This is a genomic window from Serratia sp. CY44782 (genome assembly GCF_052168715.1).
Taxonomy (GTDB): domain Bacteria; phylum Pseudomonadota; class Gammaproteobacteria; order Enterobacterales; family Enterobacteriaceae; genus Serratia; species Serratia nevei.
Map to the genome: position 1 here is coordinate 147878 of NZ_JBJNME010000005.1, position 14121 is coordinate 161998.

Genomic DNA, 14121 nt, shown 5'->3' on the forward strand with positions numbered 1-14121 from the left:
ACATCACCATTGCGGCCAATAGTAGGTTTTCTCTCGCCAACCTTTGCCGTACATACAGGCTTCGATGGTGGCGTTTCGGGCGGACTGGTTGCGGTCGGTCTGCACCGTCTTAATCGACGGCTCTTTGTCATAGCGATATCCCGATGGGCAATCTTTCTTATTTTTCTCGCAAGGGATGTATTTGTTTTCGTAGCTGAACTCCACGTCCCGCACCACGTCCGGGGGGAAGCGATCGTAGCCGCGGCTACGGCATTCGGCATATTCGGCATCCCGGGTGCTTTCGACCGCGCCGGGCCTTTCCCATTGGGTGCAGGCGGTCATCATCAAAAGCGGCAAAACAATTAAACAACGGCAATTCTTCATGGTGTCCCTAACTCTTTCTCTATCCTAAGGCTCGCCGCCTAGGAATGTTCCTAACTGGCGAGGTATGAAAGTGTAATAAACTGACGAAACAATTGGAAATGATAATGGTTATTGTTTAGGTGTGATTGAGGAAGCGCCGCGTTGAAGGATGATGTTGCCGAAATGATAGGGCTTGTCGGGAGCGGCTATCTCAAAACGAGGGCAGGCTGACGTACCTCTTGTTTCATCCATTCTCTTTTTGCTGCAATGATCCGCTCATTCTAGGACCGCTACGCGAGGAAAAATCATATGCAAGCTAAGTATTTTCTTATCCGGATGAAATATTATTTTTATTTAGGATATTTACCCATGCCAAGGATTTAATGCTCAGTATTAATACCCTATTTTTTTATTTCTGTTTTTTTATTGTGGTTTTATTTTCGGATTTACTCCATGAACGGCTTTTTAGTTACAGGGAATTCATTTGCATTTTAAATTGGGATTTTTTAAATTCAGCTCAGACGAAGGATAACCGTTCGCGACAGAGTCAAAAAAGGAGTTTATTTTGTCTGGGATAAAGAAAACGCCTGAGAGTCATGACGGTTTACCTTCACCATCAGAGGATTATGATACGTTTAAGCACCTCTCCGATGTTGGTTCCGTGTTGGGATATGGGCGAACTCGTTTTTACCAGTGGTGTCGCGGGCGTGGATTTCTAACCCCGATGAACGTTCCGTCACATGAAATGATCAGCCTGGGATATATGGTAGCGGTGTTATCAGAGAGCGGTCATACCCGGGTTTACGTCACGCCGGATGGTTTCAGTTACGTCAGCGGTGCGTTTGCGGCAGATATCAAACGCGGCATGGTAAAGTTTTAAATTTGTAAGAATCGCCTTTATTTCAATAGCTTTAATGCGGAATCTTCTTATTTCTGTAGAACACTGGGCGGGAGTGGGAAGTTATCCGATTTTTTCGGCTCTGCGGCATGAACACTATTGGTTGCAGCTACTCTCTTGTTACGATATGCATTATTTTTTCAGGAGACAAGGATGAAGCACTACGCCGCGTTGTTATTTGCCTCTGCGCTGTTGACGGGATGTGCGACTCAAGTTGTACCGCCGCAACAGGCTGAGTCACCGCCCCCAAGCCGTCTGATGCTCTATCAGAATATCCCGGATACGCCTTACGCCACGGTGGTGGTGGTACGCGACAGCGGAATGCTGGCAGGCAGCTGCCGTACCGGGGTCTATGTGAATGGAGAGTTCGCCGCTTCGCTGGAAGCGAAAGAAAAAGCAGAGTTTCGCGTGCCGCCAGGCAATATCTCGATCAGCATCGGGCAAGATATGATCGAGAATCACCTGTGCATTTGGCGTGATACCGGCGGCAGCGTACCTATGACGCTGCGAGCCGGTGAAAGCCGTTATCTGCGTATTGCCGGTGACCGGCAGCGTGGTTTCGTTTTGCAGGCGGGGCGACCGTAACCGCTCAGGCAAGGGCATTAGCGCCCTTGCCACCATCCCCACAGCGTAATTAATAGCCACGCCGCTGCAACCCAGCACAGCACCGCCGCACCCAGAGCTAACGACAGCCGCAAGCTGTTAATCAAGAAATACAGTGAAATCAAATACACCAGGTAGGGCAGCACCGCCCACATGCCGAAAATCAGCGTCGTTTTCAGCGCCGCAATGGAACGTTCATTACCGACAATGTAGTGCGCAATCAGGGCGAAAGTGGGGAAAAGCGGGACTAAACCGGCGATATAATAGTTGCGCGTTTTGGCCAGCAGGCCGATCAGAACCACGACCAATGCGCCGATCAGCGCTTTGACAAGGATGCCCATAACGATAACGGTCTCGGGTGTGGGGGAAACCCAACACACTGCCCGAAAGCCCGTGCAAGATCAATGGGGTGTGGCGTAACGCCGGGAAAAACAGACCCGCATTACGCGCGGGTCTGAGGCGCAACGCTTACTGGCGGTAAGCGTGCTTGATTTGCTGAATGCTGTTCTTGAAGATTTCTGCCTGAGTGGGATCTTCAATCTGGGCGATAAAACGTTCCATGTTGATGATAACTTTCCCGGCGTCGGCCTGGCCGATCGACTTCAGGATCAGCGTCAGCGTGGCTTTGAGGCAGGCAACCTCAGTCGCCAAGATCTCCGGGTTTGCAGACGTAGTGAAATCAACGTTGCTCATTTTCTCTCCTGATTTTTGAGGCCGTAGCCTGATACAAGCTGCTTTTGCACACTGCGCGCAGGCTGAAAAGTTGCTCCACGCTCGGTGGCGAATTTAACTGGGCGCGGAGTATAGCATAGCATGCGTCCGCCATCTGCACCGGGCTTGCTCAGGGTTCAACGTTGGGCGACATCCTTTCATTGTCCCCCCGAATCATCAATTATCAGCAAGTTATTTCGAGACGGTTAACAAGTATTTGTCCGGCACGTTATTGTTGAACAATTGGGATTATTATAATTATTTTGGGCGGCTGGCACTGATTTTGCCTGTGTTCAGCGAGAATAATAGTTTTGCTCGCAGGGGTTCGACTGGCGATGGCAGTCGCTTTTGCTACGTCTTTAAATATCAAATGATTACAAACGGCCAGCAGCCGTGTTAATATTATTCATGTCGTGATTGCTTACACAGATTTCCCCCTCGTTGCATGATTATCGCGCTATCCTGTCTCAGGCGCAGCGCAACGAAATTATTTTCGTCACCCGATCTTTTCCGACGTGACGATTTATTGGCGGCATAGACGGCTAAAATTGAAAAATCAGCTCTGCTCCGCAAAGTTATTCGGAAGTATGTATTAATCTGTATTCATTCTTGTCTGAAAAACAAGTAATATCTCTGGCGAAAACAGAGGCTGATTGCGTTACTCCCTTTTTTGGAGATTTTTCCTTGATTAGCGTTCTTCTTGTTGATGACCACGAACTGGTGCGCGCAGGGATACGACGCATTCTTGAAGATATCAAAGGTATAAAAGTTGTCGGTGAGGCCCAATGCGGTGAAGACGCCGTAAAATGGTGCCGTGGCAACGCTGTCGATATCGTGCTGATGGACATGAATATGCCGGGCATTGGCGGGCTGGAAGCCACGCGCAAGATTGTGCGTTATGCACCCGACGTCAAAGTCATCATGTTGACTATCCATACTGAAAATCCTTTGCCCGCGAAGGTGATGCAGGCGGGTGCCGCCGGCTATCTGAGCAAGGGCGCCGCGCCGCAGGAAGTGATTAATGCCTTGCGTTCCGTGCATGCGGGGCAGCGCTATATCGCGTCTGATATCGCCCAGCAGATGGCCCTGAGTCAGCTGGAGCCGCAGGCCGAAACTCCGTTCAGCTGCCTGTCTGAACGCGAGCTGCAGATCATGTTGATGATCACTAAAGGCAAAAAAGTGAATGAGATCTCGGAGCAGTTGAGTCTCAGCCCGAAAACGGTGAACAGTTACCGTTACCGCATGTTCAGCAAACTGAATATCAGCGGCGACGTTGAACTGACCCACCTGGCCATCCGACATGGATTGTTCAATGCGGAGACGTTGTTAAGCAGTGAATGACCGTTTTGATGCCAAAGCCTTCCTGAGTACCGTCACCAGCCAGCCCGGCGTCTACCGTATGTACGACGCCACGGGCACGGTGATCTACGTCGGTAAAGCCAAAGACCTGAAAAAGCGTCTCGCCAGCTATTTTCGGCAGCAGGTCAGCAGCCGTAAAACCGAGACACTGGTTAAAAATATCGCGCAAATAGATGTAACGGTTACCCACACCGAAACGGAAGCGCTGTTGTTGGAACATAACTACATTAAATTGTACCAACCGCGATATAATGTTCTTTTGCGAGACGATAAATCTTATCCGCTGATTTTTCTCAGCGCGGATACTCATCCCCGTTTGTCGGTGCACCGCGGCGCCAAACACGCCAAGGGCGAATATTTCGGGCCTTTTCCCAACTCTTACGCCGTGCGCGAAACGTTGGCGCTGCTGCAGAAGCTGTTCCCGATCCGCCAGTGCGAAAACAGCGTGTACCGCAACCGTTCGCGTCCGTGCCTGCAGTATCAGATCGGTCGCTGTCTCGGCCCTTGCGTCGCCGGCCTGGTGAGTGAAGAGGAGTACCGACAGCAGGTGGACTACGTGCGGCTGTTCCTTTCGGGCAAAGATCAGCAGGTGTTGCACCAGCTGATTGCGCGCATGGAAGACGCCAGCAAACTGCTTAATTTCGAAGAGGCGGCGCGCATTCGCGATCAAATTCAGGCGGTGCGCCGCGTTACCGAGCGGCAGTTCGTGTCGGGTGACAGCGACGATCTGGACGTGATCGGCGTAGCGTTCGACGCCGGTATGGCGTGCCTGCACGTGCTGTTCATCCGTCAGGGCAAGGTGCTGGGCAGCCGCAGTTATTTCCCTAAAGTGCCGGGCGGCACGGATATGAGCGAAGTGGTGCAGACTTTTGTCGGCCAGTTCTATCTGCAGGGTAGCCAGGCGCGTACGCTGCCCGGCGAGATCCTGTTGGATTTCAGCCTGCCGGAAAAAGACCTGCTTGCGGAGTCGCTCTCCGAGCTGGCGGGGCGCAAGATCCACATTCAAAGCAAACCGCGCGGTGATCGCGCCCGTTATCTGAAGCTGGCGCGTACCAACGCGGCAACGGCGTTGACCACCAAGCTTTCGCAACAGTCGACGATCCATCAGCGGCTGGCGGAGCTGGCCAAGGTGCTGAACCTGACGGAAATCAACCGGATGGAGTGCTTCGATATCAGCCATACCATGGGCGAACAAACCGTGGCTTCGTGCGTGGTGTTCGACGGTAACGGCCCGGTGCGCGCGGAGTATCGGCGCTACAATATCAGCGGCATCACCCCTGGCGATGACTACGCGGCGATGACGCAGGTGCTGAAGCGCCGTTACGGCAAGGCGCTGGAAGAGAAAAAGATCCCGGATGTCATCTTCATCGACGGCGGCAAAGGGCAGCTCGGCATGGCGATCGACGTGTTCAAATCTCTGAATGTTACCTGGGACAAGAACAAGCCGCTGCTGGTTGGTATTGCCAAAGGCGCGGATCGCAAGGCCGGGTTAGAAACGCTGTTCTTCGTGCCGGAAGGCGAGGGGATTTCGCTGCCGCCGGATTCGCCGGCGCTGCATGTGATCCAACACATCCGTGATGATTCGCACAATCATGCGATTACCGGCCACCGGCAGAGAAGGGCGAAAGTCAGAAATACCAGCGCACTGGAGCTGATTGAAGGCGTAGGGCCGAAACGGCGCCAGGTGCTGTTGAAGTATATGGGCGGACTGCAACCTTTGTTGAACGCCAGCGTGGAGGAAATTGCAAAAGTGCCGGGTATTTCACAAGCATTGGCAGAAAAGATCTACAATGCATTGAAACACTGAGGGCAATGTAGCAACATACTCTTAATTTCCACTCTAGCCAGATAGTTACCGTAGCATTATGCAATTGAATATACCGACTTGGCTTACCCTGTTTCGCGTAGTTCTGATCCCATTCTTTGTGCTGGCGTTTTATCTGCCGTTCAGCTGGGCTCCGATGGTTTGCGCCGTTATCTTTGTGTTTGCCGCCGTCACCGACTGGTTTGACGGCTTCCTGGCACGCCGCTGGAAACAAACGACGCGCTTCGGGGCGTTCCTGGATCCGGTCGCGGACAAAGTGATGGTGGCGGTGGCGCTGGTGCTGGTGGCGGAGCACTACCACAGCTGGTGGATCACGCTGCCGGCGGCCACCATGATCGCCCGTGAAATCATCATTTCGTCGCTGCGCGAGTGGATGGCGGAAATTGGCAAACGCAGCAGCGTGGCGGTGTCCTGGATCGGCAAAGTGAAAACCATGGCACAGATGATGTCGCTGGTGGGCTTGCTGTGGCGGCCGGATCGCTCCGTAGAGTATGTGGCGATCGGTTTGCTGTATATCGCGGCGGTGCTGACTTTCTGGTCGATGTTCCAATATTTGAACGCGGCGCGTAACGATCTGCTGGAACCGTGATCGATGCGCTGCAAAAAGCGGCAAACGATCGTGATGAGCCAACAATTTTATTGACTCATCACGTCAGGTAAGTAGAATGCATCGCATCAGACGGCAACGATGAATTGCAGAAAGTTAGCAAAGAAATCAGTCAGTTCTGGTAATGCGGGAATAGCTCAGTTGGTAGAGCGCAACCTTGCCAAGGTTGAGGTCGCGAGTTCGAGCCTCGTTTCCCGCTCCAAATATTAGCCGGTCGAATCCCGTGATTCGGCAGGTAAGTGAAAGGGGCTTCGGCCCCTTTTTCGTTTTCTATCCCTTCCCGTTTTCTGTATATCCGACCAATCTTTAATCAAGTGGTTACGTTGCTGGTTATCGATCCGATATGCCGAAGCAACAGAATCGCGCACTCTTCTTGCATGATGTACTTTTCCTCTCTTCGCAAATAGTCTGGACATCCAAGTGGTCTTTCAGGCGTTCTCTCGCCGCCCGACGTTGATTCCGCTATCTTTGCCTTGTCACTGATTAATCGTGACGTCGTTCAAGCATCTGGCGCCCGATGTGTTTTATCAGCCGTTTTTCTATTGTGGCGAGGGTATCTTTAGACGACGGGCCATCTAAAGAGCGAGACTCATCTGTTCCTATAACGTTTACTCTCTGGATAAGAGTAAATTGAACCGAGTTTGATACGGATGTACTGCGAATACGAAGAAGGGAGTCCGATGGTTTCAAAACTGAGTACGGTAGAGTTTATCATCGGCAATATCTCTGCGTCGGGTAAACTTTCGGCGAAGAAGATGTTCGGTGAGTAGGGTATTTATTGCGCTGAGAAAATGGTGGCGCTGGTATGCGATGATCGGTTGTTTGTTAAACCGACGCCGGGCGGCAAAGCGTTTCTGAACGAATATTCAGAAGCGCCGCCTTATCCGGGCGCAAAGCCTTGTTTTGTGATTCCGGAAGAGAAGTGGGGCGAAAGCGCCTGGCTTTCCCAATTAATCGCGCTGACTTATGCTCAGCTGCCTGCGACGAAGAAAAAGATCTCGAAGAAACCCACTTAAGCCTATGGATTAGGGCGCCCGCCGGGTGGGGGCCTCTTTATTGCAATCCATAGGTTAAATATCTACTGCCGGTATCATTAAGGAAGCGGGAACGGGAGGGAGTATGAAGTCTGGCGCTATACGGCATCTGGTCAGGAGAGTGGCTGGATGCATATTGTTCTTCGGGCTGGTCGCCCCGCCGTTGGGGGGCATGCTGATGCTGCTGCTGATGACGTTTGGTAGCAGTGGCTATGTGGATCCCGGGTACTTTAACGTCGGCGATGTGCTGGGAATGCTGGTGTTCATTGGGGCTTTTTCCTATGCGCTCGGTTTTCTGCCGGCATGTTTGGTGGGGGCTATCGTCGGAATCGCTCATCCCGGCATTCGCCGATTGCGGTGGTTTCTGTTGTTATGCGCGGTGCTATCCGCCGTTGCTCCTGGTTTGCTGAATGCCGATCAGCGTATTTTTGGTACGATCGCGGTTTTGCCGGGCACGATCGCCGGGTTTTTATGGTGGCGCCGGAGATTGCGCGATGTCTCCCATGAGGATGTTTTGCACGGTACCCCATCACCATAAGCAAATGAAAAGCTGGCGAGGGTGCGGGTAAGCGGTTCCTGCCGAGAAAAAAGAACCGATTTGCCCGTGAATTCCTGAGCCGATGCATATAAAATCAACATTCCGCTTGCCTTTGTGTCGGCATTGTGAACAGTGCGCCCACAAAATAAGCAGTTGAAAGCGTTAGAGAACTTTTTGCTATTTCGGGGGGTTGCCAAGGTGGGGGGTTTAGTCCATAATGCAGTCCATCGATTCGGCAGTAACGAAATAAATTACTTAAGAATCAGATGCTTAGGATAAGCGATTTCAACATCGCCAACCAAAAGAACAAAACGAAGTGGGTGAATCACCGGCTTTGGCCTGAAAAGGCAAACAGAATAAAGGCGCGTTAACAAAGCGGTTATGTAGCGGATTGCAAATCCGTCCAGTCCGGTTCGACTCCGGAACGCGCCTCCAATTTTCCCGAGCCCGGGTGGTGAAATCGGTAGACACAAGGGATTTAAAATCCCTCGGCTTATGGCTGTGCGGGTTCAAGTCCCGCCCCGGGTACCAGGGAATTAAAATACCGAATAATCAAAGCAATAAGCAGTAATGTCGTAACCGCCGAGAGGCGGTTTTTTTGTGCCTGAAATTCGTATTACACCTGCATTTCTTCCTTTCTTGTCGTGACCTTGGATTGCCAGCCTGCCTGCAGGGAGCCCCGCAGGGCTCCGAAATACAACTCATAAGAAACCGAACGCCGCGGCGAGGACCCAGCCGAAGACGCAGGAGACGCTGACGCCGATCAGGCCGGGCAGAATAAAGCTGTGGTTGATCACGAAGCGGCCGATGCGGGTGGTGCCGGAGCGGTCGAACTGGATCGCTGCCAGATCGCTAGGGTAGGTCGGCAGAATGTAATAACCGTAACAGGCCGGCGCCGAAGCGACGATATAGGCCGGGTTGACGCCGATTGCCAGCGCCACCGGCACCAGTGCCGCCAGCGCGGCGGCCTGCGAGTTGACGAATTTCGACACCAGCAGCAGGATCAGCGCATAGGCCCAGGGATATTCTTTCACCAGCACGCCCAGCGTGGCTTCGATCTGCGCCAGGTGCGCACCGAACATGGTTTCCGCCATCCAGGCGACGCCATACACCGCTACGATGGCGATCATGCCGGAGCGGAACACTTCGTTTTTAGAGATAGACGCCGGGTTGGTGCGGGTAATGATGACGATCAACGCCCCGGCCATCAGCATACACATCTGGATCACCAGGACCATGGAGAGCGGCTTGCCGCCGAAGCTGGGCCGCAGATCGGAAAACGCCCCCAGCACCGCCACCAGTGCGATGGTGGCGAGGAAAATCCACATGGCTATCCAGTTGCTACGCGGCAGCACCCGGTCCAGCAAGGTGGCAGCATCGCCATAGACGTAGCGATGGTTTTCCGGCACCGAGATGAATTTTTGGAACTCCGGGTCTTTGTCCAGGTCTTTGCCGCGGAACCAGCTGAAGATGCCGATCGCCAGAATGCCGCACAGGGTCGAAGGGATGGTGATAGACAGCAGGTCGAGGAATTCCAGATGGCGACCATTGAAGGTGTAACTGCTGAGCATCGCCACCAGTGAGACCACCGCCACCGAAACCGGGCTGGCGATAATGCCCATCTGCGCGCCGATCGAACTGGCCGCCATCGGCCGCTCCGGGCGGATGTTATTTTTGATCGCCACGTCATAAATGATCGGCAAGATGGTGTACACCACGTGCCCGGTGCCGCACAGGATAGTGAGAATGCAGGTCACGAACGGCGCGATGATCGAGACATAGCGCGGGTTACGTCGCAGCATCCGTTCGGCGATCTGCAGCATGACGTCCAAACCGCCTGAGGCCTGCAGGGTGGCGGAGGCCGCTACCACCGCGATAATCACCAGCATCACGTCCACCGGTGGTTTGCCGGGCTGCAGGTGAAAGCCGAACACCAGGATCATCAACCCGATCCCACCCAGCAACCCGAGCGCAATGCCGCCCTTACGCGCCCCATACAGCAGGCATGCCAATATCACCGCTAATTGCAGAAAGAAATCCATGATAAATACGCCTTAATAATGTTGAACTTAACTGCGCTCAGTTTCCGGCCGTGTTGGCTGCAGAAAGTTGTTTTAAATCTAAAGGCACTAATAAATTTATGGTTATTAACCCTAAAGAGTGATGCTGGTCACACTCAAAGGAGTCAGGGCGTAGGTGGCATCCGCACGAAAAAGCAAGCTGACAGGTCTGACCTCTACTATATGAGAGGTTTACTGACCCGAGGAGAAACCCATGGACCCGACAAAAATGACCGGACTGGCGCTGTTACAGGCAGCGATGGCCGGGAAAATCCCACCGGCTTCGATCGCTGAAACCATGCCCATGAAACCAGTTGCGGTTGAAGAGGGGTATATCCGCATCGTGGCGCGGGCCGACGGGCGCCACTTGAATCCGCTGGGGGGCGTTCATGGCGGCTTTGCCGCCACGGTCTTGGACTCGGTGACCGGTTGCGCGGTGCACACTACGCTGGGCGCGGGGATGGGTTATGGCACCGTTGATTTGCAGGTTAAAATGTTGCGCCCTGTGCCGAAGGAAACAGACCTGATCGCCGAGGGGCGTTTGGTCTATGCGTCGAAGAACGTTGCCTTTGCGGAAGGCACGCTCAAAACGGCCGAAGGGAAGTTGCTGGCTTCGGCGACCGCTACTTGTTTTATCATTCGCCTCACCGGGCAAGCACCGCAATAACCTACCTTTTATCGGGCTTCGGGCTATCACCCCGGGGCCTGATGCATTTCTCTTCGGTTGCCTACAGGGCTGTGATACGACGGCAGGCGCGATGCGTCATTGTGGTCTAGTATTCTTGGGTAAAAATTTATCGGGGTGATTATGCAGCCGTATAAAGAGGTTGAGTTTGATCATGAGCTTTGTTTGGCGATTGGCAAAGCCGTATTGGACGTGGTGGCGCAGGGGGACGAAACCAGCGCTCCGGCGGTGATGAACGCGATTGAGCGGTCTGTGGAACAGGGGCTGAATGATGACGAAATCGCCACGGCCGACGATGCCCTGGATTTGATGGCGCGTCTCATCCACGGCTGCCGATTTTTTAATCTACCGGGTGAAGAGGATACTCCCCATGCATTGGTTGAATTTCAAACGCTACAAGAGTGACGTCGCCAAACAGGCCGTGCCGCCGCATTTGAATGCGGCTGAATTTGCGCGGCATTACGCCGATAAGCCGCAAACCGATACGGAAGAGTATCTTTCGCTGAGCGGGGAGATGTGTTGGGATGCGGTGGTGCTTTGTGCCCATCGTTCAGGTGCGCTCAGCAAGGCGAAATACAAGCAGCTGTGGCAGACGGTGTTTGATAAGCAATACAAACATTTCGTCAGCCCTGACGATACCGAGATCCGCACCATGGCGGATATGCTGCGCGCGCCGCAGGGATGTTTTATCGGCATATTCTCCCTGCGTGACGCGGCGGCGCCCCGTTTGCTGCATGCCATGATCGGCACCGGGGCGGGATTTGCCGCAGGCAACAAAAATCTTTGCATCGGCGTCGGGGGCGCGGTCGGCTGGGAAAATCTCAATCTGGCGCGCGATCTGCACTGGCAGCCGGAAGGTGGTTTTTTACGTCAGGGCGACAACGAAGTGCTGCGTATTTTTTATCGGCCTTTCCCCGCCTAAGCCGGTCCGCATGCTTTTAGAGTGAAAAACCGCCGTTTGGCGGTTTTTTATTGGCGCGTGTCACCCTTATTTGAACCCGCCGTTGCGTATGAAATCGAGACCGGCGGCGGTGATCCGCGTTTGATGCGGGTCAATATCATAGTTGTTCTCGTCGATGTCGCTCATCACATAGGCCTGTATCAGCCCTTTGGTTTTGAGATAGGCGAAGGGATCGGCGAAGGCGTGCGGGCTGGTGGCGTCTTGTTTCCACAGTTCGTAGGTTTTTTCATCCAGCGTGCCGGGGTGATTGGCGGCCAGGCGGGTCAGGATCTGATTGTAGAACGCATAGTCGGTCATGATGCAGTCCCCTTTATCGCAAGCGATAATCGCGGAAAATGGCGGTAAGGTCTTTCAATCATAGCGGATGTTGCGTGGGATTAGCCGCGTTGGCTTTCAATCCAATGGAACAGACGTGAAATGCTGAAGGTGATATCGCCGATGTTAAAGAGTGCGCCGAGCCACAGGGAGAGCATAACAAGGATGCCGATGATGACGGGAAGGTCCATTTTGCTCATGATCGCGTGCTTCATCAATTAAGAGTGTGCTGTAAAGCCTACCATCAAACCCGATTGTCATAAAATGCGCTGCATATTATTTCGGTTGAATTCAAAGTAAAAAGCCACCCAAACGGGTGGCTTTTGTCTTCCAGCGTCGATCAGTCCAGTTTGGGGTGCTGGTCGATCAGGATTTGCTTTTTCTTTTCCAGCTCGGCGATCTGTGCATTGATGTCCTCGACTTTCTGTTCGATGTTGTCGTAGGTCTCCTGCAGCAGTTCTTTCGCCTCGGTGCGGTCCGAAGCGGCCGGCGTCGCGCCGCGCAGCGGTTTATTGGCGGTTTCTTTCATATACAGACCGGTGATTAGACCGATCACCGCCACGACCATCAGGTAGTAGGCCGGCATGTACAGGTTGCCGGTCGCCTCTACCAGCCAAGCGGCGGCAGTTGGTGTCGCACCGGCGATCAGTACCGAAATGTTGAACGAAATCGCCAGCGCGCTGTAGCGGATGTGCGTCGGGAACATCGCCGGCAGAATCGATGCCATCACCCCGGTGAAGGAGTTGAGCAGCACCGCCAGCACCAGCAGACCGACGAAGATCAGGCCAATCACGTTACTGTTGATCAGAATGAAGCACGGGATCGCCAGCGCCAACAGGCCGATGCTGCCGCCGATGATAAACGGCTTACGGCCGATACGGTCGCTGGTCAGGCCGATTACCGGCTGTACGAACAGCATGCCGATCATGATGGCGATGATGATCAGGACACCGTGATCTTCCGAGTAGTGCAGGTTATGCGACAGGTAGCTCGGCATGTAGGTCAGCAGCATGTAATAGGTCACGTTGGTGGAAATCACGATGCCGACGCACACCAGCAGACTTTTCCAGTGTTTGGCCGCGATCTCTTTGAACGAGGTTTTCGGCGGATTTTCGATGGCGTTGCGATCCTCTTTCTCCATCTTGTCCACGTGCTGCTGGAACGCCGGGGTTTCTTCCAGCGCATGGCGCAGATAGAGGCCGATCAAGCCCAACGGCGCGGCGATGAAGAACGGGATACGCCAGCCCCAGTCGAGGAAGTTGGCTTCGCCGACGATGCTGGAGATCAGCACCACCACGCCTGCGCCCATCACAAAGCCGGCGATGGAGCCGAAGTCCAGCCAGCTGCCCATAAAGCCGCGTTTGCGGTCCGGCGAGTATTCGGCGACGAAAATTGCCGCACCGGAATATTCACCGCCGACGGAGAAGCCCTGCGCCAGCTTGGCCAGCAGCAGCAGGATCGGTGCCCAGATACCGATCGACGCATAGGACGGGATCAGGCCGATACAGAAGGTGCTGACCGCCATGATGATAATGGTGACCGAGAGCACCTTTTGGCGACCGAACTTGTCACCCATGGCGCCAAAGAACAGACCGCCGAGCGGACGTACCAGGAAGGGCACGGAGAAGGTTGCCAGCGCGGCGATCATTTGTACGCCGGGCGAGGCGCCGGGGAAGAAGACTTGGCCAAGTGCGTAGGCGACAAAGCCGTATACGCCGAAGTCGAACCACTCCATCGCGTTGCCCAGGGCCGCCGCGGTGATCGCTTTCTTGAGTTTGCTGTCATCGATGATGGTGATGTCGCTGATGTGCATCGGTTTATGTCGTTTTTTTCTTAACTTCATATAATCATCCCTTAATGAATTATTCGTTGTTCGTGAAAGCGTAATCTCCGTTCACTGTTGTTTTCGAGTTATCAAATCGGCTAATCGAATCGCGGTTCAAGACGATTCATTATCCACATTTAAGTTGGGATGTGGATCACAAAATACGGCCGTTTATACCAAGGTTATGTCATTTAGGTGACTAATTATTTTGCATCTATAGCTTAACGTTATATCTTGCGGCGATCAAATCCAGCAGTTTAACTTAAGTGTTTGCACCGATTTGGTGCGAGAATGGTCTAATAATTGCGCGATTTGACGGTTTTTCGTCTGATTGGCAATGTTTGAAGTATAGAGAGTG

17 protein-coding genes and 3 tRNA genes are annotated in these 14121 nt (G+C 53.4%); 13 read left to right on the forward strand and 7 right to left on the reverse strand.

The window, feature by feature from the left end:
* Positions 1-3: 3 nt before the first annotated feature.
* A complete protein-coding gene (locus ACJ8HT_RS10965) occupies positions 4-363 on the reverse strand; it encodes a hypothetical protein (protein ID WP_194571931.1) in 360 nt (119 codons plus the stop codon).
* A 544-nt stretch (positions 364-907) separates the two neighbouring features.
* On the opposite strand from ACJ8HT_RS10965, the gene ACJ8HT_RS10970 reads away from it, so the two are divergent.
* Both ACJ8HT_RS10970 and ACJ8HT_RS10975 read left to right on the forward strand, forming a co-directional pair.
* Positions 908-1222 (forward strand): hypothetical protein, encoded by a 315-nt coding sequence (locus ACJ8HT_RS10970; RefSeq protein WP_077267548.1) that lies wholly within the window; start codon positions 908-910, stop codon positions 1220-1222.
* Between the two features lie 171 nt (positions 1223-1393).
* The gene (locus tag ACJ8HT_RS10975; protein ID WP_194571930.1) at positions 1394-1825 is read left to right on the forward strand and encodes a hypothetical protein; all 432 of its coding nucleotides are present in this window, start codon (positions 1394-1396) and stop codon (positions 1823-1825) included.
* 17 nt (positions 1826-1842) lie between these two features.
* Here ACJ8HT_RS10975 and ACJ8HT_RS10980 read toward each other — a convergent pair whose 3' ends face one another.
* Both ACJ8HT_RS10980 and ACJ8HT_RS10985 read right to left on the reverse strand, forming a co-directional pair.
* On the reverse strand, positions 1843-2184 hold the full coding sequence (locus tag ACJ8HT_RS10980) for a GlpM family protein (protein ID WP_049201590.1): 342 nt from the start codon (positions 2182-2184) through the stop codon (positions 1843-1845).
* A 127-nt stretch (positions 2185-2311) separates the two neighbouring features.
* Positions 2312-2536: a DUF2594 family protein gene (locus ACJ8HT_RS10985; RefSeq protein ID WP_004927950.1), complete on the reverse strand. Its 225-nt coding sequence runs from the start codon at positions 2534-2536 to the stop codon at positions 2312-2314.
* Between the two features lie 702 nt (positions 2537-3238).
* On the opposite strand from ACJ8HT_RS10985, the gene uvrY reads away from it, so the two are divergent.
* From uvrY to ACJ8HT_RS11025, 8 genes are all read left to right on the forward strand, one after another.
* Positions 3239-3895 (forward strand): UvrY/SirA/GacA family response regulator transcription factor, encoded by a 657-nt coding sequence (uvrY, locus tag ACJ8HT_RS10990; RefSeq protein WP_004927947.1) that lies wholly within the window; start codon positions 3239-3241, stop codon positions 3893-3895.
* The gene (uvrC, locus tag ACJ8HT_RS10995) at positions 3888-5720 is read left to right on the forward strand and encodes an excinuclease ABC subunit UvrC (protein WP_194571929.1); all 1833 of its coding nucleotides are present in this window, start codon (positions 3888-3890) and stop codon (positions 5718-5720) included. The genes uvrY and uvrC overlap by 8 nt, the downstream gene beginning before the upstream one ends.
* 58 nt (positions 5721-5778) lie before the next feature.
* The gene (gene pgsA / locus ACJ8HT_RS11000) at positions 5779-6327 is read left to right on the forward strand and encodes a CDP-diacylglycerol--glycerol-3-phosphate 3-phosphatidyltransferase (protein ID WP_033642639.1); all 549 of its coding nucleotides are present in this window, start codon (positions 5779-5781) and stop codon (positions 6325-6327) included.
* Between the two features lie 144 nt (positions 6328-6471).
* Positions 6472-6547: transfer RNA gene (locus ACJ8HT_RS11005), tRNA-Gly, on the forward strand.
* A gap of 571 nt (positions 6548-7118) precedes the next feature.
* Positions 7119-7361, forward strand: a complete 243-nt coding sequence (locus ACJ8HT_RS11010) for a competence protein TfoX (protein ID WP_350429769.1) — start codon at positions 7119-7121, stop codon at positions 7359-7361.
* 103 nt (positions 7362-7464) lie between these two features.
* Entirely contained in the window at positions 7465-7917 is a 453-nt protein-coding gene (locus ACJ8HT_RS11015) for a hypothetical protein (protein WP_194571927.1), read from the forward strand.
* A 361-nt stretch (positions 7918-8278) separates the two neighbouring features.
* Positions 8279-8352 (forward strand) — tRNA-Cys (locus ACJ8HT_RS11020).
* 10 nt (positions 8353-8362) lie between these two features.
* Positions 8363-8448: transfer RNA gene (locus tag ACJ8HT_RS11025), tRNA-Leu, on the forward strand.
* A gap of 170 nt (positions 8449-8618) precedes the next feature.
* On the opposite strand, the gene ACJ8HT_RS11030 is transcribed toward ACJ8HT_RS11025, so the two are convergent.
* Positions 8619-9959, reverse strand: coding sequence for an anaerobic C4-dicarboxylate transporter (locus tag ACJ8HT_RS11030; RefSeq protein WP_126180304.1), 1341 nt, complete (start codon positions 9957-9959; stop codon positions 8619-8621).
* A gap of 232 nt (positions 9960-10191) precedes the next feature.
* Between ACJ8HT_RS11030 and ACJ8HT_RS11035 the strand changes: the two genes are divergently transcribed.
* The 3 genes from ACJ8HT_RS11035 (at position 10192) to ACJ8HT_RS11045 (ending at position 11584) form a co-directional block, all read left to right on the forward strand.
* Entirely contained in the window at positions 10192-10644 is a 453-nt protein-coding gene (locus tag ACJ8HT_RS11035) for a PaaI family thioesterase (protein WP_197652018.1), read from the forward strand.
* Between the two features lie 141 nt (positions 10645-10785).
* Positions 10786-11067 carry a hypothetical protein gene (locus tag ACJ8HT_RS11040; protein WP_049199467.1) on the forward strand — a complete coding sequence of 94 codons (282 nt, stop codon included), beginning with the start codon at positions 10786-10788 and terminating at the stop codon, positions 11065-11067.
* Positions 11033-11584 (forward strand): hypothetical protein, encoded by a 552-nt coding sequence (locus ACJ8HT_RS11045; RefSeq protein WP_197652017.1) that lies wholly within the window; start codon positions 11033-11035, stop codon positions 11582-11584. Before ACJ8HT_RS11040 ends, ACJ8HT_RS11045 begins: the two co-directional genes overlap by 35 nt.
* A gap of 66 nt (positions 11585-11650) precedes the next feature.
* On the opposite strand, the gene ACJ8HT_RS11050 is transcribed toward ACJ8HT_RS11045, so the two are convergent.
* From ACJ8HT_RS11050 to proP, 3 genes are all read right to left on the reverse strand, one after another.
* Positions 11651-11920 carry a hypothetical protein gene (locus ACJ8HT_RS11050; RefSeq protein WP_197652016.1) on the reverse strand — a complete coding sequence of 90 codons (270 nt, stop codon included), beginning with the start codon at positions 11918-11920 and terminating at the stop codon, positions 11651-11653.
* A gap of 80 nt (positions 11921-12000) precedes the next feature.
* Complete coding sequence (locus ACJ8HT_RS11055) at positions 12001-12138, reverse strand: hypothetical protein (protein WP_164550953.1); 138 nt, start codon at positions 12136-12138, stop codon at positions 12001-12003.
* A gap of 140 nt (positions 12139-12278) precedes the next feature.
* On the reverse strand, positions 12279-13781 hold the full coding sequence (proP, locus tag ACJ8HT_RS11060; RefSeq protein WP_197652015.1) for a glycine betaine/L-proline transporter ProP: 1503 nt from the start codon (positions 13779-13781) through the stop codon (positions 12279-12281).
* Positions 13782-14121: the final 340 nt, after the last annotated feature.